General features: G+C 57.4%; 22 protein-coding genes, 1 pseudogene and 2 riboswitches. Of the genes and pseudogenes, 12 read left to right on the top strand and 11 right to left on the bottom strand.

What is annotated here, in order from left to right:
- Positions 1–734: 734 nt before the first annotated feature.
- The 4 genes from PL640_RS06810 (at position 735) to PL640_RS06795 (ending at position 5634) form a co-directional block, all read left to right on the top strand.
- Entirely contained in the window at positions 735–1484 is a 750-nt protein-coding gene (locus PL640_RS06810) for a L,D-transpeptidase (RefSeq protein ID WP_271361191.1), read from the top strand.
- A 171-nt stretch (positions 1485–1655) separates the two neighbouring features.
- A riboswitch (glycine riboswitch) is annotated at positions 1656–1749 on the top strand.
- 449 nt (positions 1750–2198) lie between these two features.
- Positions 2199–3050, top strand: coding sequence for a LysR family transcriptional regulator (locus PL640_RS06805; protein WP_271361189.1), 852 nt, complete (start codon positions 2199–2201; stop codon positions 3048–3050).
- Between the two features lie 157 nt (positions 3051–3207).
- Positions 3208–4944 (top strand): peptidoglycan D,D-transpeptidase FtsI family protein, encoded by a 1737-nt coding sequence (locus tag PL640_RS06800; RefSeq protein WP_442867052.1) that lies wholly within the window; start codon positions 3208–3210, stop codon positions 4942–4944.
- Between the two features lie 51 nt (positions 4945–4995).
- Entirely contained in the window at positions 4996–5634 is a 639-nt protein-coding gene (locus tag PL640_RS06795) for a trimeric intracellular cation channel family protein (protein WP_271361187.1), read from the top strand.
- 9 nt (positions 5635–5643) lie between these two features.
- Here the strand turns inward: PL640_RS06795 and PL640_RS06790 are convergent.
- Positions 5644–5733 (bottom strand): annotated as a pseudogene (locus PL640_RS06790) (3-oxoacyl-ACP reductase); the annotation flags it as partial.
- Positions 5734–5819: 86 nt separating this feature from the next.
- Here PL640_RS06790 and PL640_RS06785 point away from each other — a divergent pair.
- On the top strand, positions 5820–6251 hold the full coding sequence (locus tag PL640_RS06785; protein ID WP_405048897.1) for a GNAT family N-acetyltransferase: 432 nt from the start codon (positions 5820–5822) through the stop codon (positions 6249–6251).
- Between the two features lie 5 nt (positions 6252–6256).
- Here PL640_RS06785 and PL640_RS06780 read toward each other — a convergent pair whose 3' ends face one another.
- Both PL640_RS06780 and PL640_RS06775 read right to left on the bottom strand, forming a co-directional pair.
- Positions 6257–6907, bottom strand: a complete 651-nt coding sequence (locus PL640_RS06780; RefSeq protein WP_271361183.1) for a glutathione S-transferase family protein — start codon at positions 6905–6907, stop codon at positions 6257–6259.
- Positions 6908–6998: 91 nt separating this feature from the next.
- A complete protein-coding gene (locus PL640_RS06775) occupies positions 6999–8213 on the bottom strand; it encodes an MFS transporter (protein ID WP_271361181.1) in 1215 nt (404 codons plus the stop codon).
- 476 nt (positions 8214–8689) lie between these two features.
- Between PL640_RS06775 and PL640_RS06770 the strand changes: the two genes are divergently transcribed.
- Positions 8690–9346 carry a peroxiredoxin gene (locus tag PL640_RS06770; RefSeq protein WP_271361180.1) on the top strand — a complete coding sequence of 219 codons (657 nt, stop codon included), beginning with the start codon at positions 8690–8692 and terminating at the stop codon, positions 9344–9346.
- A 77-nt stretch (positions 9347–9423) separates the two neighbouring features.
- On the opposite strand, the gene PL640_RS06765 is transcribed toward PL640_RS06770, so the two are convergent.
- Positions 9424–9876 (bottom strand): DUF5680 domain-containing protein, encoded by a 453-nt coding sequence (locus PL640_RS06765; RefSeq protein WP_271361179.1) that lies wholly within the window; start codon positions 9874–9876, stop codon positions 9424–9426.
- A 165-nt stretch (positions 9877–10041) separates the two neighbouring features.
- Here PL640_RS06765 and PL640_RS06760 point away from each other — a divergent pair, with 165 nt between their 5' ends.
- The 4 genes from PL640_RS06760 to PL640_RS06745 are packed head-to-tail and all read left to right on the top strand — an operon-like array spanning position 10042 to position 12861.
- The gene (locus PL640_RS06760; protein WP_142839737.1) at positions 10042–10497 is read left to right on the top strand and encodes a YaiI/YqxD family protein; all 456 of its coding nucleotides are present in this window, start codon (positions 10042–10044) and stop codon (positions 10495–10497) included.
- 25 nt (positions 10498–10522) lie between these two features.
- Positions 10523–11200: a DUF1345 domain-containing protein gene (locus tag PL640_RS06755; protein ID WP_142839736.1), complete on the top strand. Its 678-nt coding sequence runs from the start codon at positions 10523–10525 to the stop codon at positions 11198–11200.
- Between the two features lie 31 nt (positions 11201–11231).
- A complete protein-coding gene (gene fghA / locus PL640_RS06750) occupies positions 11232–12065 on the top strand; it encodes an S-formylglutathione hydrolase (RefSeq protein WP_271361178.1) in 834 nt (277 codons plus the stop codon).
- Between the two features lie 37 nt (positions 12066–12102).
- On the top strand, positions 12103–12861 hold the full coding sequence (locus tag PL640_RS06745) for a DUF3658 domain-containing protein (RefSeq protein WP_271361177.1): 759 nt from the start codon (positions 12103–12105) through the stop codon (positions 12859–12861).
- A gap of 24 nt (positions 12862–12885) precedes the next feature.
- Here the strand turns inward: PL640_RS06745 and PL640_RS06740 are convergent, their stop codons facing one another.
- The 5 genes from PL640_RS06740 to crcB all read right to left on the bottom strand — a co-directional run bounded on the left by PL640_RS06740 (position 12886) and on the right by crcB (position 16364).
- Positions 12886–13374 (bottom strand): hypothetical protein, encoded by a 489-nt coding sequence (locus PL640_RS06740; RefSeq protein ID WP_142839733.1) that lies wholly within the window; start codon positions 13372–13374, stop codon positions 12886–12888.
- 60 nt (positions 13375–13434) lie between these two features.
- A complete protein-coding gene (locus tag PL640_RS06735; protein WP_269699554.1) occupies positions 13435–14229 on the bottom strand; it encodes an ATP12 family chaperone protein in 795 nt (264 codons plus the stop codon).
- Between the two features lie 32 nt (positions 14230–14261).
- The gene (locus tag PL640_RS06730; RefSeq protein WP_142839731.1) at positions 14262–14924 is read right to left on the bottom strand and encodes an HAD family hydrolase; all 663 of its coding nucleotides are present in this window, start codon (positions 14922–14924) and stop codon (positions 14262–14264) included.
- A gap of 6 nt (positions 14925–14930) precedes the next feature.
- Complete coding sequence (locus tag PL640_RS06725; protein WP_142839730.1) at positions 14931–15920, bottom strand: RluA family pseudouridine synthase; 990 nt, start codon at positions 15918–15920, stop codon at positions 14931–14933.
- A gap of 66 nt (positions 15921–15986) precedes the next feature.
- A complete protein-coding gene (crcB, locus tag PL640_RS06720; protein WP_142839729.1) occupies positions 15987–16364 on the bottom strand; it encodes a fluoride efflux transporter CrcB in 378 nt (125 codons plus the stop codon).
- Between the two features lie 202 nt (positions 16365–16566).
- Between crcB and PL640_RS06715 the strand changes: the two genes are divergently transcribed.
- Entirely contained in the window at positions 16567–16887 is a 321-nt protein-coding gene (locus PL640_RS06715) for a hypothetical protein (RefSeq protein ID WP_271361176.1), read from the top strand.
- A 224-nt stretch (positions 16888–17111) separates the two neighbouring features.
- Here PL640_RS06715 and PL640_RS06710 read toward each other — a convergent pair whose 3' ends face one another.
- Positions 17112–18092, bottom strand: coding sequence for a copper chaperone PCu(A)C (locus tag PL640_RS06710; RefSeq protein ID WP_271361174.1), 981 nt, complete (start codon positions 18090–18092; stop codon positions 17112–17114).
- Between the two features lie 89 nt (positions 18093–18181).
- Complete coding sequence (locus PL640_RS06705; protein WP_405049186.1) at positions 18182–18571, bottom strand: hypothetical protein; 390 nt, start codon at positions 18569–18571, stop codon at positions 18182–18184.
- 165 nt (positions 18572–18736) lie between these two features.
- On the opposite strand from PL640_RS06705, the gene PL640_RS06700 reads away from it, so the two are divergent.
- The gene (locus PL640_RS06700; RefSeq protein ID WP_142839725.1) at positions 18737–18922 is read left to right on the top strand and encodes a DUF3008 family protein; all 186 of its coding nucleotides are present in this window, start codon (positions 18737–18739) and stop codon (positions 18920–18922) included.
- A 124-nt stretch (positions 18923–19046) separates the two neighbouring features.
- Positions 19047–19134: riboswitch (glycine riboswitch) on the top strand.
- Positions 19135–19176 lie beyond the last annotated feature (42 nt).

The raw sequence follows: 19176 nt of genomic DNA, 5'->3' as shown, positions 1-19176 counted from the left end.
CCTTGCCCCTCCCCTCTCCGTATCTGCGCCCGTCGCAGTTAAGGCAAAAAAAGTAACCACGGAAAAACACCGCCAGATATCTAGGCTCAAACTGGCGCTTACACCTGAGCCTGACGCAAGGAAGTCGTCTGAAAAGGCGCGCGAAAATACAGTGTGTAAAAAGCGACCAGATAGTAAAAAAGCCGCCCGTTCCAAGGGCGGCGGCGGTGGTCGAAAAACATTTGTTCCGTGGTGTTAATAAAGTCTTGGGAAGTTCATTATAATGGTTGACGAGTAGGGGCAAATCAGTTCATCAAGATTATGTAACGTGTGTTACTCAAGTGTATGAAAATACACTGTCACTAAACCACTGAAATTCCACATTCTATCTTATGCGATTATCACATATAACGCTCACATTGCAAATACGACGCTTGGGCCGGATAGAAATCCGGCCCCCTCCTTGTACGGCGCTGCTCAATGCAAGGTATGCAATCCCGCTAGCCGGACGGATTTTATGACCGATCCGGAAATCATCGCAAGACGGCAAAAGGTCGTGTTTGCAGGATAGACCCGAATACAAATAAAAGCCGGTTTTACCGGTAATGTCGCAGGGCCAATCTGCGCATTTGTGCAGTATCGAACGGGCAGATTTCATGGTTTCTGTCGCGCCGCAGACGTCCGGGCCTTTGGCGCTTCGCCGGTTGTCCGCCCCGATCCCGGCACAGCCCCTAGAATTCGACAGCAGAACAGCCTTGGAACAGAAAATCAATTCTCACTTGTCTCGCAGATCACTGCTCACCCTGGCCATCAGTTCATTTCTGGCTGCAGGTTGCGAGCAGGTTCCCAAGACGAAACTCGAAGTTACCGCGGCTACCCTGCCCGAACATAAAAATGAGACGACGACAGCCGCAAAAACATCGAAGGATAACGGGCCAAAGCCTGCGGGTACCGGTTTCGCTTACGACGAGATTTATGCTGCGCTGACGGATGGTGGATTTGACGTTCCAGCTGTCAATTACCGCGCCATCGACCCACAATATCTCCGACAGGAGGTTGAATACATCACCGCAGAGCCCGTCTATTCAATTGTCGTAGATACAAATGAGAGGTTCCTCTACTGGGTTCTCCCCCGTGGCCGAGCCATACGTTACGGCGTAGGGCTTGGAACTCAGGGCCGATCATGGAAAGGGCGCGCTGTCGTTCAATGGAAGCAGAAATGGCCAAGGTGGAAGGCGCCGGACGATATGATCGCCCGTAATCCTGAACTCAAGCCATACGGTGTTGAAGCAGGCGGAATGGCCCCCGGCCCCCGGAATCCTCTCGGTGCGCGCGCCATGTACATTTTCCAGAACGGCAAGGATACGCTCTATCGTATTCATGGATCACCGAGCTGGAGAACCATAGGTAAAAATTCATCCTCGGGTTGCGTCAGGATGTTGATGCAGGATGCGATCGATCTTTATGACCGAGTGAAGGGAAAAACGCCGCTTTTGGTCATCTGATAGCGTCAATCTGAGCGCGCAATGACTAAGAATAACCGCTGCGGGTCAAATTTACGCCATAAACGGCACCATATCTCGCATCGTTCAGTTTAGCGGATCTAGGGCCTTTCGGTCTTGGAAACGCCAGATCACAGCGCTCCAAACCTCGCGACAGAGGCATGGGGCAACACATATCGAGCAGCGGGAGAGACTGATATCTCCCGACATCGGCGCCGACGGAGCAACCACCCCGGAAACTCTCAGGCAAAAGGACCGCTGCAAGATCATACAAACTCTGAAAAGCGAGCTGATGCTCGCGCCGATGGTGTAAGTTCGCCGAAACAAGGTGAGCGAATCTCTCAGGCCAATGACAGAGGGGGTGCCAAAAGCCCAGGAAAAGGGCAAGGAGCACCTATGGCTGGAAGTCACCCTTCCCTACCGACAGTCGATTGCGTTGACGCAGTTTCTAGACCATTTTCAGTGACGATGGCGGCAATGGCATTTGCTGCATACGGCCTTGACAGGCGTGGCGCATTCCGGCGCGCCGTCGCTCGTGTCAGCCGGCTTCAGCTGAGGCATTTCACCCCGGTCCCCTTCAAAATTTGAACAGCTCCACGCGGTTTCACCGGGCAACGGCGCTCGACAGGTGTGGTGCAAGCACCTCGCGACCTGCCTTCTCGCGATGAGATCGATCTGGGCCTCTCATAAAACACTGCCTAATTCAGGAAATTTAAAATGGTCGATTGGGAAGATTTGCGATTTTTCTCCGCCTTTGCTCACCACGGCTCCATCACGGCAACCGCCAAGGCGCTACGCGTCGATCATACGACTGTCAGTCGACGCATCACATCGCTGGAAACCTCGCTTTCGGTGAAGCTCGTGGATCGCAGGCCACGATCATATGTACTGACCGATATGGGCCGCGACGTCGCGAACTTCGCCGAGGAAATGAGCAGGTCTGCATTTGCTCTGAGCCGTTGCGCCGGTTCTGGCCAGAACGGTATCGAAGGTGATGTCGTGGTATCGGCGCCGCCATCGTTGCTCTACAGCTTCATTGCACCGCAAATCTCTACGCTGCAATCTCAGCATCCTGACGTAAGGCTCCGTCTTGTCGGTACCATGGAGGCCATGTCCCTCTCCAAGGGAGAAGCGGATATTGCCATCAGCCTCAAGCGGCCGAGCGAAGCCACACTGGTTGCGCGCCGCCTTGGACAATTGTCCTATTTCCTCTATGCCGACCCTGCCTACCCAACGAGAAATGGCCCCCCTCTTTACATCAGTTACGACGATACCATGCGGGAGTCGGATCACTATCGATGGCTTGATGACAGGCTTTCGGCCGACGAGGTTTTCATGTGCAGCAACGATCTGCGCATACAGGCTGCTGCCGCCGCCGGCGGGTGTGGAGTGGCACTGCTGCCCTCCTACCTCGCCGCCGAACATGGTCTTGTGAGATTCGATCCGCTCGATCCAGGCGTCAGGATCGACGTGTGGCTGGTGATCCACGAAGACGTGCGCGACACGCCGCGCATACGTGTTGCCATGGACTTCATAAGTGAAAGCCTCAAGCCCTTGTGGCGTTCCTGATTATGCGCAGATCAAGCCTGCGCCATTGCCGGATTTTCCGGGGTTTGGCGCGGTGTAAAATGCCGCGTGCCAGGGTCTGTCCCGCACGCGTGCAGTGACCGGTTGGACCTGCCCGCATCCCCACCCTATCCCCGATGCGTGAGCGTGGAGTATTTTCATGTCTTTGATTGCTCGTTACAGGAAAGGTACCATTGGATACCTTGTTCTTCCTGCAAAAAAACGCAGCGTAAAGTCTTCCACTCGAAATCGTCAGCGGGTGGGCCTGCTCATCGTGGCATTCGCGATCGGTTATGCCGCGATCGCAGTCCGCCTTTTGCAATATGGCTATTTTTCCGAGAACGAAGCGACGGCGAGCATTCCGCGATCACCCAATATAATCGCCTCCCGCCCCGACATTCTGGACCGCAACGGCCAGCTTATCGCAACGGATATCAATCTCATCTCGCTTTATGCGGAGCCTCGTCGCGTTGTTGATGCAAATGAGGCCATCGAAAAGCTCGCCTCTGTTGTTCCCGATCTGGACTGGGCTGATCTGCATAGAAAACTAACGTCTGACTCCGGTTTTCAGTGGATCAGGAGACAGCTTACGCCCCGCCAGGAGGCTGAGATCATGCGCCTTGGCATTCCGGGCATCGGATTCAGACCGGAGAAGCGGCGTTTTTATCCAGGCGGCCCGGTGGCGTCCCACATTGTCGGGCATGTCAATATCGACAATCAGGGGCTGGCGGGCATTGAGCGCTATCTCGACAGGCAAGGTCTGGCAGACCTGCGTGGCGTCGGCCTTACAGATCCCACCCAGCTTGAACCGGTCCGGCTGTCCATCGATTTGCGTGTTCAGAGCATCGTGCATAACGTCGTTGGCGATGCCGTGAGGAACTATCAGGCGGAAGCCGCAGGTGCCGTCATAATCGATGTCGACACAGGCGAGGTTCTCGCGATGGCATCCGTCCCCGATTATGACCCGAATGAACCTTCGCGCCGCCTTGCCGACGGCACGATCGACAGGGACTACGAAAAGGGATGGTTCAACCGCATGAGCAATTCAGCGGTTGAAATGGGCTCGACCTTCAAGGCGTTTACCCTTGCCATGGGGATTGATGCGGGCGTCGTCACTCTGAACTCGGTCGTGGATGCCTCCCGTCCCCTGAAAATGGGTGGTTTCACCATCCGGGATTTCCACGGCCGAGGAAGGCCGCTGACAATCCGGGAAGTCTTTCGCTACTCATCAAATATCGGCACGGCAAAGGTCGCTGATCTCGTTGGCCTGGAAAATCACCAGCAGTTTCTCTTCAGACTGGGCCTGTTGTCAAAGATGCAGACGGAGTTGCCGGAAATAGCTTCGCCCACGGCGCCAAGGAACTGGAAAAAGATCAATTCCGCAACGATTTCCTTCGGTCACGGCCTGGCCACGACGCCGCTACAGACGGCTGCGGCTGCCGCGGCCCTTGTCAACGGCGGCATGTTCCGGCACCCGACTTTCATTGCCGACAGTGGGAGGCGTCACCAAATCACCGGCAGGCGTGTCCTGCAGGCCTCGACCAGCGCAAAGGTCCGCGAGCTGTTCTGGTACAACGGCACCCAAGGTTCGGGCCGAAACGCCCAGGTGGCCGGTTTTGATGTAGGCGGGAAAACCGGGACAGCGGAAAAGGTTATCAATGGCAAATACGCGAAGAACCTGAACTTCAATACATTCCTCGCGGCATTCCCCATGCACCGCCCCCGTTATTTGGTGCTGTCGATCATTGACGCCCCGCTTTCCGGTGAGCGCGGCGGGCGCCTGGCGGCCTTCAATGCCGCGCCGATGGTGCGCGATATCATCGAGCGCGCCGCACCGCTTCTCGGGGTTCGGCCGTCATTCGGGAACCCGCAGGCATCTCCTTTGATGAACTACTGAATAGACGATGAACCCACGTCATTCGCAGATACTGAGTTTTCAGGTTACTCGATGATCTTTCCCCCGACGAGCGACATTATCCATATCCTCTATTTAGTTGCGATTGTCGCAGAAGCCATGACAGCCGCCCTCGCCGCCGGCCGTCGCGAAATGGATTGGATCGGCGTATTTCTGCTTGGATGTATTACCGCCCTCGGCGGTGGAACCGTGCGCGATGTTTTTCTGAACCACTATCCGCTGTCGTGGGTCGAAAATCCCAGTTATCTCCTCGTGACGGGATTATCGGCTCTGGCGACGATCCCCATCGCCCGATATATGTATCACCTGCGCAAGATGTTCCTTTTTCTCGACGCGATAGGACTGGTCGTCTTCACCGTCATCGGCTGCCAGATTGCTTCAAGCCTCAACCTGCCGCTGATTGTCGTGGTGGCGGCTGGCGTGCTGACCGGATGTCTGGGCGGCGTACTTCGGGATATCCTGTGCAACGAAGTACCGCTCCTATTTCGTTCGGAACTCTATGCAACCGTCTCAGTCTTTACGGGCCTGATCTACTTGCTCGTGCCCCTTCTAGGTGTCTCCCACGCGGTATCCTCGCTCGTCGCAATGGCCCTCGGCTTGATGCTCCGGCTCCTTGCAATACGCTTTAACTGGTGTGTACCGACATTCGTTTACACGAAAGATCCTCATTGAGGAGCGAGTGCGCTCTTCCTTCAGGGGTGGACGCGCGCGATTGTTCATGATCGGCGTATCGGTCTCGCCCGGCAGGATGGTAGCCGCCCGGATACCCTGGATAAGTCCGGTTCAGAATCGACACATATGGATGTAGAACCACTCTCGGGCGCCAGGCGACACTGTCGTGGCGCGACGATGAGGAGATGTCGATGAACCACCCCGCCTATTCAGTCGTGGCAAGAAGCCCTTCCGTCGAGGAGTATCTGCATCTGCGCGCCATGGCAGGGCTCAGCCCGTTCTCGCGGGAGGCGGCAGAGAAAGGCTTGCGGGGCACCGTTTTTTCCGTGCTGGTTCTGCACGAGGATTCCGCCATCGGCATGGGCAGGATTATCGGTGACGGCGGCTGCTTTTTTCAGGTGGTGGACATCGCCGTCAAGCCCGAGCATCAGGGCCGCGGGCTGGGCAAGGCGATCATGAATACGCTGATGGAGCATGTGAAGAGCGAGTTTCCCGCATCAGCCTATGTCAGCCTGATCGCCGATGTGCCGGCTAATAAATTATATGAAAAATTCGGCTTCAAGGAGACCGCGCCCCGGTCGCTTGGAATGGCATATCGCGTCAATGTATCGGAGTGAGACGGTCAAGCATTCTGCGCCGCTTTGAAAACCGCCAGCTGATCGGCGAAAGCCCGCTTATAGGCGGGACGCGCTTCACCTCTGGCCACATAAGCTGAAAGGTTCGGATATTCGTCAAGAATGCCTGAACTTATGATCCTTTGCAGGACCGACACCATCAGCAGATCGCCGGCGCTGAACGCGCCATCGAGCCAGTCGGCGGCGCCCAGGCGGCGGGACAATTCACCGAGCCGCCTGCGAATGCGTTCATCCACCATTCGAAGGCGTTCATCATGCCAGCTTTTGTCCCTTTCGAGAAAGCCGGTGACAAAGTGCTCGACGATTGGCGGCTCCATGGTGCTGAGGGCCGCGAACATCCAGCTTATCGCCCGCGCCCGGGCTCCCGCTTCTTCTGGCAGCAAGCCGGCATGGCTCTCGGCTATATGAAAGATGATGGCGCCGGATTCGAACAGGACGAGGCCGCCTTCTTCATAGGTCGGAATCTGTCCGAAGGGCTGAAGCATGAGATGTTCCGGTTCCTTCATCGCCTTGAAGGAGAGAAGGCGCACATCATATGGCTGGCCCACTTCTTCCAGTGCCCAACGAACACGCATGTCACGGGCGAGACCCTTGCCGCCATCGGGTGAGCGTTCAAAGGCGGTAATCGTGATCGTCATCGGTATTCTCCATCACATCGGGTTTGGAGACGGCGTGGTGATGCCGCGCCAGAATAGGCGTTTCAAATAGTGAAAACAATCTTTTCGCGCCTTATCGGGCTAAGGCGCTTTCCCGGCGGGATATCCAGATCAACACCGGCAATGCCGCGCAAGACAGCGCTGCGCCCAGGATGAAGGTGCCGAACGATCCGTGGATATCCCACACCAATCCGGCGATGACATTGCCGAGGAGCACCGCCACACCCATCATCAGGTTAAAGACGCCGAAGGCGGTGCCCTTGAGATTTGACGGCGCCGTTTCTGCGATGAGGGTGGCGAGCAGACCCTGCGACAGGCCCATATGCAGGCCCCAGAGAAGGATGCCGATCAGGAACAGCGGAATGGAGTTGGCATAAGCGAGCACGAGATAGGAGGCTGCCAGCACCACCACGCTTGAAGCGAGAATGCCCGACCGGCCGATGCGGTCTGAAAGCCGGCCGGCTGGATAGGCCGTCAGGCCGTAAACGGCATGCATGATGACCATGGTGATGGGTATCCAGGCCGGCCTGAACCCCGCCTCCTCCGATTTCAGCAACAGGAATGCCTCGCTAAACCGCGCAAAGGTCAAAAGCGACGCCCCAAGGATCACCACCCAGACCGCAGGATTGAGCTTTGCAAAATCGGCGATCCGGAACGGCTTGTCCGATTTCGTTTTCGCCGGCGCATCCGGCTCTTTCACGCCGATCATGAGGATGAAAACGGCAAGGAATGCGGGAATGACCGCGATCCAGAAAATGGCGAGAACATTTTCGCTCAGTGCAAACATCAGCGCGATCGCCGCCAGCGGCCCGATGAAACCGCCGACCGTATCAAGCGACTTTCTGAGCCCGAATGCCGCTCCCCGGATTTCGGCGGGCGTCACATCGGCAATCAGCGCGTCACGCGGTGTTCCGCGAATGCCCTTGCCGATGCGATCCACCGCCTTGGCGACGACAATCCAGCCTAGCGAGGTGGCGAAGGGAAAAGCGAGTTTGGAGATCGCCCCAAGACCATATCCGATCACCGCAAGCATCTTCCGTCGCCGCGTCCAGTCCGCGATAATCCCGGAAAACAGCTTGGTTGTGGTCGCGATGGCAACCGACAGGCCCTCGATGAAACCGACCGTGACGGCAGAAGCGCCAAGGCCCGATACGAGATAATAGGGCAACAGCGTCTGTACCATCTCCGAGGAGATATCCATCAGCAGGCTGACGAAACCAAGGACCCAGACTGTGGGCGGTATGCGCGCCCGAACGGCCGCTGAAACCGGCGCAGAGGATGTTGTCATGAATGGCCCCCGATCCACTCAGGAATAATGGCGGCACCTGCGACATTCAACCGGTCTCGCCAATGATTTTCGCTCTCCTGCCGCCGCCTTAGGGGATGGAACGTCATCGGCATTCGGCTCTCCTGACCTATATCAGCGTGGAAAAACAACCGATGGCACCTCCCTGCCCGTTCTCCTAGTCGCGCGCCCCCCAGCGCTTTTGGCGGCGTGGCCAAAGGTCGCATAAGCTTGCCGCAAATTCAGCAGATTCTCCTGTCCGTATCACGCGTGTCAGAAATTGTCGGATTGGCCATAGCCGCCATGCAACGTCATCAAGCTTTTGCGGGAACTTCGCAAACTTCTGCTGCTTGGCAACATCACCGCGGCGCGATGAAAAGGCTGGCCATTTCGTGCAGACACACTAAGCTTCGGCGCCGGATACGGATTGCCGAAAATCATCAGAATTTCAGTTCAAATCATTAGGGAGAAACTATCAGATGAGCCTGCGTATCAACGACATAGCACCTGATTTCACCGCCGAGACCACCCATGGGCCGGTGAGCTTTCACGACTGGATCGGCGACGGCTGGGCGGTGCTGTTTTCGCATCCGAAGAATTTTACGCCGGTCTGCACCACGGAACTAGGCGCAATGGGCGGCCTGCAGCCGGAATTTGAAAAACGCGGCGTCAAGATCATCGGTATTTCGGTCGATCCGGTCGAAAGCCATGAGAAGTGGAAAAACGACATCCGCACTGCGACCGGTTTCAACGTCGATTATCCGCTGATCGGCGACAAGGATCTGAAGGTCGCCAAGCTCTATGACATGCTGCCCGCCGGTGCTGGCGACAGCTCCGAAGGCCGCACCCCGGCTGACAACGCCACCGTGCGTTCCGTTTTCGTCATCGGCCCCGACAAGAAGATCAAGCTGGTCCTCACCTACCCGATGACCACCGGCCGCAACTTCGAGGAAATTCTTCGCGCGATCGATTCCATCCAGCTGACGTCCAAGCACCAGGTGGCAACGCCCGCCAACTGGAAACAGGGCGAGGATGTCATTATTACCGCCGCCATCTCCAACGAAGATGCGATTGCCCGTTTCGGCTCCTACGACACGGTTCTTCCCTATCTTCGCAAGACGAAGCAGCCCGGCTGATTTGAAATCTCAATGGAGGCGATGAACCTTCATCGCCTCTTTTTCTCAGCCACTCGTAGCGGCGACCTTTGCCAATCCTAGGGCTTTATCGTTCCGCCATGATAGTCGAGCCGGTAAACCTCGATATCTTCACGATAAATCCTCTCCACCCCGGTAAAAGATCGGAACTCGCCTGCATTGGTGTCCACATAGATCAGCTCCTCCAGCTGATGGGTGAAGCCACCGAGAAACCGCCCTTCCTTATAAAGCCTTGAGAGGGAGTGCTGGATGACCCTGCCCGCCATCCCGGCGTCGATCATATCCGGCCTCAGGATACGGCCATAATAATTCATCGCCCATAGCGCGACACCCTGATGCCAGACCACCTCCTGCCCGATGAAATCGGTTCCGCCGAAGTAGCTGTCGATATAGTGCCAGTCGCCTTGCCGATAGGTGAGATCATGCGATCCCTTTCGGGTGGAAATCGCGGATTTATCGCCGCCGCCGACATAGGTGGCAGACTTGGCCTGAACGATGAATTCTTCCAGCATCCGACATCTCCAAATAATAGAACATAAAGAGAACATACGGAAGTCTCGGCGTTGTCGCAAACCCATTCCCGTGCCTTGTCAAGCCAGCATTTCGGCGACGACGGGCTTGGTAAGCGCTGCATTTGCCCGTAAAAGCGTCGCAAGAATTATCTGCGAAGAGTGCCCATGTCGAAAAACCCGCAAATCTATGTCGATGCCGATGCCTGCCCGGTGAAACCGGAGATCCTCAAGGTGGCCGAGCGGCATGGGTTGGAAGTGACCTTCGTCGCCAATTCCGGCCTGCGCCCCTCGCGGGATCCGATGGTGAAGAACGTCATCGTGTCGGCCGGTTTCGATGCGGCTGACGACTGGATTGCTGAACATGCCAGCGAAAACGATATAGTCATCACCGCCGATGTGCCGCTGGCCGGGCGCTGTGTTGCCAAGGGCGCGCTGGTGACGGGACCGACGGGCCGTGTTTTTGACCAGGCCAATATCGGCATGGCCACGGCAATGCGTGATCTTGGCGCGCATCTGCGCGAAACCGGTGAGAGCAAGGGATATAACGCAGCTTTTTCGCCGCGCGACCGCTCCGCCTTTCTGGAGACGCTTGACCGCTTCTGCCGCCGTGTCAAAAAATGATGCTGCAAACAGAAAGGTGCCGCTCATGACCACGGCCAAACCAAAAAGCTCCGCCACGACCGGCAGCAATGCCTTTCGCCGACATCAGCCTTTCGTCTTCGCTTTTTTCGCCGGGGCTCTTGGTCTTGGTCTGGCATTGGCCTTGGCGCCATCGCTTGCCATAGAAATCGCAGCCGTTCTGTTTTTCCTGACCTATCTGACGCTGGTTGCCTTTCGTCTGCCGGGATTGACGGCGCAGCATCTGAAGGCCCATGCCGATAGCGACGATCTGCCGGCAATCGCCATCATCGCCGTCACGCTGCTTGCGGTGGCGGTTGCCGTTGTCTCATTGTTTCAGGCGCTCAATCATACGGGCGAAACAGTGTGGACCCTGCTCATCGCCTTCGCCTCGGTGATTTTCGGCTGGTTGACGATCCACACCATGACGGCCCTGCACTATGCGCATTTATACTGGCGGCCGGCCATGGTGGATGGCAAGCGCCAGCATCGCGGCGGCATGGATTTTCCGGCGACGAAGGAACCCTGCGGTTACGACTTCCTCTATTTTGCCGTGGTGATCGGCATGACGGCGCAGACATCGGATGTGGGGGTGACAACGACCGCCATGCGCAAGGTCACGCTGCTTCACTCCATCGTTTCTTTCTTTTTCAACACGGTTCTGGTGGCGGCGGCGGTGAATGCCGCTGTCTCGCTTGCGGGCTGAACCGGAAAACTTTTCTCAAAGGAATGGCTTCATGAACATCATTTCGCAAAATACGGCTTTTGGCGGCATGCAGGGCGTATTTTCGCACACATCCGAAAGCCTGAAGTCCGAGATGACCTTTGCGGTCTATGTGCCGCCGAAAGCGGTCCATGAGCCCTGCCCGGTTGTCTGGTATCTCTCCGGCCTCACCTGCACCCATGCCAATGTCATGGAAAAAGGCGAATATCGCCGCATGGCTTCCGAACTGGGCCTGATCATCGTCTGCCCCGATACCAGCCCGCGTGGCAATGACGTGCCGGATGAGCTGACCAACTGGCAGATGGGCAAGGGTGCCGGCTTTTACCTCGATGCCACCGAGGCACCGTGGTCTGAGCACTACCATATGTACAGCTACGTGACGGAAGAGCTGCCTGCCCTCATCGGCCAGCATTTCCGCGCGGATATGAGCCGTCAGGGCATCTTCGGCCATTCGATGGGCGGCCATGGTGCGATGACCATTGCGCTCAAGAACCCCGAGCGGTTCAAGAGCTGCTCCGCCTTTGCACCGATCGTGGCGCCCTCCTCCGCAGACTGGTCCGAACCGGCGCTCGAAAAATATCTCGGTGCGGATCGGGCCGCGTGGCGTCAATATGACGCCTGCTCACTGGTTGAAGATGGCGCCCGCTTTCCCGAGTTCCTGATCGACCAGGGCAAGGCCGATAGCTTCCTTGAGAAAGGTCTGCGCCCCTGGCTGTTCGAAGAGGCGATCAAGGGCACGGATATCGGCCTGACATTGCGCATGCACGATCGCTATGACCATTCCTATTATTTCATCTCCACCTTCATGGACGACCACCTGAAGTGGCACGCCGAGCGGCTTGGGTGAAGGTTTAAAGCCAAACTTTGAAGGAACGGGAGGAAAAATGCTGCATGTCGTGCCAAGCTTGCCCGCCAAAGGTTCTCTTAAGAAGGCGCTCTCGGGAAACCGAGCCGGGGACAGAATTCTGCCGTTCCTAGACAATCTCAGTTGCGGGCCTATCGCTTCCCTTGCGTCAGCAGACAGGGTGAGCTGGTGGAACGAATATTTCGACTGGCCTCAGGCGGCGGATGAGTTCCAAGATTTCTGGGAGCAAGTCGATACCGCGGAGGATAAAATCGTTTTGTGGTTTAGCAAACATTCCGCTCAGGAATTTGCGTTTCGGCTTGCATGGGCCGCGCATATGGACGGGCGGCCCTACGATGTCATTGATGTGTCGAGCCAAGTTTTGCAGATTCCCATACAAAATAGAGCTGTTTCCGTGATGCCAGCCGAGTCTCTGGCGCAGCTGGCAGGAAGAGAACAAGCAGTATCCGCCGAGGAGGATGCGAAAAATCAGGAGGAGTGGTTTCGGCTACAGAAGGAAAATGCCTTCTTCCGCATTGTAACACGGGACGGTCTCGTATCCGTCGCGGCGGATCATTTTGATGATCTGTTACTGCAACAAGCGGAAACCAGATGGCGAAAGGTTGCTTATGTGCTGGGAAACGCGCTGGCGGCAAGTTCGGAACCATATCATCAGATTGGAGATCTAATGTTAGGGGTCCGACTGGAGAGTTTGATAGATCACGGCAAGCTAGAGGTCGACGGCGACCCGCTCGACATACACTCATGCCTTGTGAGACTCCCCCCAAGGACGCATTGAAGTGGGTGGAGAGTCGGGAAAACGTCAGGGAAAAAGCGCCGTCGCCAGTGTCGTCGGGCCGGAGCGGTTCAGCCGGAATTCGCGGATCACCCGTTCAGCGACACCATAGGCAAGTTCCTGCTCGATGGACTGATTGTCGAAGCTGACAACGGTGGCGGTGAATTTGGCCTCGGCGATCACCTCGCCGGTTGCCACGGCCGCAGCACGGACGATCACCTTGGCCGAGGCCCGCTCCCCAAACAGGAACGGCGCGCGCGTGACGGATGTGAGACGGATGGTCAGCACAACGCGTGGTCTGGTCTCGCCACGCGCCGTCGTCCTGATAGCACTCTGTACCTGAGCATGGATGGACTGCATCAGCGCCGGTGCGACATCCGGGCGTGCGGCGACGAATGCGCCGCGCACATCGTAAAGCAACCGGTCGGCATTGGTCGCTTCCGGCTCCAGCCTGAAAGACATGAGCGTGAAACACGCCAGCAAAACAATGCCAAGGCGTTTCAGCGTGGTGTTCATGATCAGCGGCTCCCCTAACGTGAGGTAACCGCATATTCGATCATCAGGGTTAGAAAACCGTTAAGAGGCGCTCTTCAGCGACTCCAGAACATGGAGTGCCGCGCGCATATCGATGAGCCTGACGGCGCGGCGTTCCAGCGCCTCCTCATCCTCACCCCATTGTTCGGCGGTCCAGTCCTCGTCGAGATGGGCGAGCGCCCAGGTCTCCTCAAGAGTCAGCTCGCCTTCCGCCAGTGCAAGGGCCAGAATGGCGGAGCCGGTCAATGACGTCATGGTGTGAAGAGCAGCAAGTGCGATCGGCGCATCGTATTTCCGCAGCGTCACCGCGAAGGCAGCTATGGCTTCGCGCGGCTGGTCACGGTGCATGACACCTTCGACGAGAATAAAGCGGGCGCCAAGCACATTGGCGGCCCAGTCGAGCACCGGATCCCAATGGTCAGTCTGACGTTGAACCAATGCCTCGGGATCGCCGGCGCGATAACACAGGAGATCGGAGGACGAGAAACGCAGGATGTCTTCGAAAACCGCCTGGGTGTCGCTGGCGATGCCATCGATGGCGGTGTTCACGTGCCGAGACACCGGCATGACCACCGGGTTCACCACTTCCTTCTGTGCATCCCATTCGTCGCGAAGCAGGCCTGCGAGCGCCTTCGTCGGCACGATCAGCGGCTTCTTGGCGGGTGTGCGCAGCGGCTTGCCATCAAGATGGATGGTGAAACCGCCCTCCTCCACATCAGCGACGGTCACGTCCTTGTAGAACCGCTTCGGCAAAGGCTTCTGCATCTGGATTTGCGCACGCAGGATCGGGTCGGGGTGGCTCAGGCCCTCCGAAAGGTCGTTCAGGAGATCACGCATGGCACGTCCTCATCAGTCAGGTAGAAGATTATTCAAATGTCGGCCGGAACATAGGCCGGGATTTCACGCGGGTGGCTGACGACGGCATCGGCGCCGGCCTTCCAGAGATCGTCGACCGAGGCATAACCCCAGGCAACACCGATGGCTTTTGCGCCAGCGGCCTTGGCCATCTGCATGTCATAGATCGCATCGCCGATGACGACAGTGTCGGCCGGAACCATGCCGGTTTCATGGCAGCATTCCATCACCATGGCCGGATGCGGCTTGGACGGGCAATCATCCGCCGTGCGCGAAACGATGAAGTGATCCGTAAAACCGTGGGTTTCGAGAATATGGGTCAGCCCGCGCCGACCCTTGCCGGTGACGGCGCCGATCAGCACGTCATCCCGTTTCGAAAGCGTGTCAATCAAAGGCGCGATGCCGTCGAAAAGCGGTTCGATCATGCCCGGGCGCTCCCGGATCGGGTGATAGATTTCACGATAACGCGCCGTCATCGCAAGCGCCTCGTCATCCACGTGCGTCTTGCCGAGCATGCGGGCTATGGCGATATCGAGCGTCAGGCCGATGATCGCCTTGGTCTGCGAGATATCCGGACGCGGCTTTCCGAAATCGGCAAACGTGTCGGCCATCACGGCATGGATAAGGCCGGCGCTGTCCACCAGCGTGCCGTCGCAATCGAAAAGAACCAGTTTCATCTGATATCAATCTTCCCTATCGCCATCGGCCACGTCGAGGCCGAGCAGGTTCCAAGTCTGCACCATATGCGGCGGCAAAGGCGCGCTGACCCGAAGCCGGCCGCCATTAGGGTGCGGTATGTCGATATGGCGCGCATGCAGGTGCAGGCGCTTCTGGATACCGCCCGGGAAATCCCAGTTCGGATCGTCGATGTAATATTTGGGGTCGCCGATGATCGGATGTCCCATATGCAGCGCATGAACGCGAAGCTGGTGGGTACGGCCGGTATAGGGTTCCATTTCCAGCCAGGCGAGGTTCTGCGCGGCGGTATCGATGACACGGTAATAGGAAATGGCGTGATCGGCCCCCTCCTCACCGTGTTTGGCGATGCGCATGCGGTCGCCATCCATCGTCTGTTCCTTGACTAGCCAGGTGGAAATCTTGTCCTGATGTTTGCGCGGCACACCCTTGACCAGCGCCCAGTAGGTTTTCTTGGTATCGCGCTCACGGAAGGCGGCCGTCAGTTTCTGCGCCGCACCTCTTGTGCGGGCAACCACCAGCACGCCTGACGTATCGCGGTCCAGACGGTGCACCAGACGCGGTTTTTCACCCTTCGGGCTCGTCCATGCTTCCAGAAGCCCGTCAATATGACGGTTGACGCCGGAACCGCCCTGCACGGCAATGCCGGCCGGCTTGTTGAAAACGAAAACCTTGTCGTCTTCATGCAGCAGCATGCGCGCCAGAAGTTCGGCGTCTTCCGAATGTTTGAGGTCCCTGGAGCCAATCGGGCCGGTTTTGACCTTCAGGTCGGAATCAACCGGCGGCACGCGCACCATCTGCCCCGGCTGCACCCGCGCATCCGTCTTCACCCGGCCGCCATCCACGCGCACCTGGCCGGAACGCAGCAGCTTCTGCAATTGGCCGAAACCAAGGCCCGGATAATGAATCTTGAACCAGCGATCCAGGCGCATACCGGCCTCGTCGGCCTCGACCTTGATATGCTCGATACCTGCCATGAAATTTCCAGTCTTTCTGTCTTGATCGCGCGCTCTGCTCGTCGGCGCGCCGTTTGGATCAAGCCTTTAGAACAAACTGCGGCCCAAGGCCAGCCCGGCAAAAACCGCAGCGATGGAAACCACAAGGCTTGCAAGGATGTAAACGGCCGAAAGGCCGAGCGCGCCGCGTTCGAAAAGTGTTACCGCATCAAGCGAGAAGGACGAAAATGTCGTGAAGCCGCCAAGCACGCCGGTAACGAGAAACAGGCGCATTTCCATCGAGGCATTCAATCGCCGCGCCACCAGCTCGACCAGAAGACCGATCAGGAACGATCCGACCACATTGACCGCCAGCGTTCCCCAGGGAAAATTCACCCCCGCCAGCCGAACGCTCCAGACGCCGACCAGATAACGAAAAACGGAACCGATTGCGCCGCCGACGGCGACAAGAGCGATATTCACCATGGGGATTATGTCTCCGGAGGAAATGGCCGGACCGGGCAGTCCGACGCAGTTTTAGACCATCGTAACTGCGGGCGAAAGTCCTCTGCCCGCCGCTTGCGTCCACTAAAATACGATTAAATTGCAGCCCCGTGATTTAGCCTTCCAACAAGACGCGGATGGTATTCTCCAATTTTCAAGGGTCGCGAAGATGGCCGGAGGTTGAATGACACAGGTTCTTTCCGTTTCTGCGAATACGGCAGCCTATGCGCTGGAAGCCGTCAAGCCGTCGCAGCGCGTGCCGCGCAAGAGCGAGGTCGAAGAGGCCATTCACGAACTGGCGCGCAAGGCCGAACATGGCGACGACTTTCAGCTGCGAGCCCTGATGACGGCCATCAAGCCGCCGGCGCTCACCCTCTATTTCCTCACCGCCGCCAGCCAGCGCCACGAACCGCAGGCGACGCTCGAACAGGCTGTGGAAGCCTATGAGGAAAACAACGCCAAAACTCGATCTGAAAATAACGATTTAAATCAGACTGATATCTGAATATTTTAATTTAATTTCTAAATAAAGTTACGCGATCGGCAGGCCTTCGGCATTCAGGCTGGCGTCAGGATGATTTTCTAAATATTTTCAACCCAATGCCGGAAAAATCACGGAGGCGATGGCCATCACGCCTTTTCCGCCACGGCGCTAGAAACGAGATACAATAATAAAAAAGCTTGCGGCTACCGGACCTGTCACGCGTTCCGGTAGCCGCTCTTTATTGATCAATTGTGCTGGTGGTCGCCACCGTTGCCCTTGGCCGCGCTGGCGGCGGATAGTACGATCTCAACCTTGCCGGCCTTTTCGAAGATCAACGTTACCGGCACTTTGTCGCCTTCGGCAAAGGGCTTCTTCACGTCGAAGAACATCATGTGCAGGCCGCCGGGTTTCAGTTCCACGGTCTGGCCGGCGGGAATGACGATGCCGTCATCCAGCTTGCGCATCTTCATCACGTCATTGACCATAGCCATCTCGTGGATTTCGGCACGACCGGAAGTGGAGGATTCGACGCCGATCAGCTTGTCGTCGCTGGTGCCGGCGTTCTTGATCGTCACGTAGCCGCCGCCCACTGGCTGGCCCGGCAGCATGGCCTTGGTCGCACCGCCGGAAACCTCAAGGCTGCCGGCCTTCACGACATCCATATCCATGGCGCCATGATCATGGCCGCCGGCAGCATGGGCCGCCTTTGCGGCAACGCGAATGGTTGGGGCGGGGCTTTTCAGCGAGTGCGGATCGACACCGGCTGCCGCCACCTCATCCCAGGAAACCTTACCCTTGTCGCCACAAAGCTGCGTTACCTTGAAGGGCAGATCCTGTCCGGCTTCAATGCCGGAGATTTTACCCTGTACGACGAAGGTGTCGTAAAATTCATCCGGCAGATTGCCACCCTTCCAGCGGATTTCGACCGGGCCGCTTTTGATTTCCTTGCCGTGGTTCTTGTAGGCCTTCTGGTAGTCACCCTTGATGACTTCCAGCTCCCAGCCGGCCTTGGGCTGCGGCTTGGCGGAAATGAAACCTTCCGGCAGCTTGATCTGCACTTCTGTCGTGGCAAGTCCGCCGTCGCAGCCGTGCGGCACCTGCAGCGCGGCGACAACGGTGCTTTCCTGTTCGGCCGAGCCGTCAACGAAAGTGGCGTGGGCGAAAGCCTGCGCGGTCGAAACCGAGGCGACGAACAATGTGCAGGTGATGATTTTGGTGGTCTTCATGTCTCTTGTCCCTTCGACTGCATCCCTTAAGGGCCCTGGCAGTCGCTCCGTGCCGCCAGCAGGCGGCGATGATTCCGTAAAACGAAAAATCAGGCGAACAGGGATGGAGGCCCACGCGCTGCGGGTTTCTCAATCGTCAGGACAGAGCGGAAGCTCCAATTTGCACTCAGGCGATTGTCGAGCCAGGAGAATTCGGTCTTCAGCCAGCCTTCGGTGTCAGGTATCGGCAGAAGAATGGATGAGGCCAGCAGGCAGGCCTCGCAAAACAGCATGGCATCGCCGGAATGGGCCGGATCGTCCTTGCTGTGGGAGATGTTGACGCCATCGCCGTGGCCAAGGCATATTTCCGCAAAGGTGCCGTCCGGCAGCCGGTAGCTCTCGTCCAGAGACACCGTCGGCGCTGCGGCCAGCACGGGCTTGTGGGCAAAACCGAGCGACAACATCAAGGCCGCGCAGAAAATGCGAAGCATTCTCTCCATCCCTGTCAGTCGTCGGTTTCGATTTGCATCCATGACCTCATGCGATATCCCGCTTTCCTGCCGATTTCAAAGGGGAATTTTGCCGCATGCTTGACGTCTCGCAAGGGAACAATCGTCGCAAGGCGGCATTTCCCTGCTGGAACAGTCGTTTCAGAGGAGGCAGACATGCCAGCCAAATCGAAAGCCCAGCAGAAAGCGGCGGGTGCAGCACTGGCCGCAAAACGCGGCGACATCAAGAAATCCAGTTTACAAGGTGCTTCAAAAAGCATGGAGAAGTCCATGACAGAAAAAGAACTTGAGGATTTCGCCTCGACGAAACGCAAGGGCTTGCCGGAGAAAAAATCCGACTAATATTGCCTGACATTCCGGCTGTTGAACGCATCTTGCGCTGCCGATGGCGCAGATGGAGCAAGAATCTGTTCAGATGCGTCATTTGGTCCTTGCCAACAGCGGGGCTTCGAAGATAATGAGCGTCGCATCATCGTTGGGAGAAGCCGCTTCACTGCGGTGCCGAAGGAGCAACCGCCCCGGAAACTCTCAGGCAAAAGGACCAGCGGTGACGACGGAACTCTGGAGAGAAGCCACCTTGATCTAAAGGACGGCTC

Source organism: Agrobacterium sp. ST15.16.024 (assembly GCF_027956545.1).
GTDB classification, from domain to species: domain Bacteria; phylum Pseudomonadota; class Alphaproteobacteria; order Rhizobiales; family Rhizobiaceae; genus Agrobacterium; species Agrobacterium cucumeris.
This window is presented reverse-complemented; position numbering and strand designations above follow the sequence as displayed.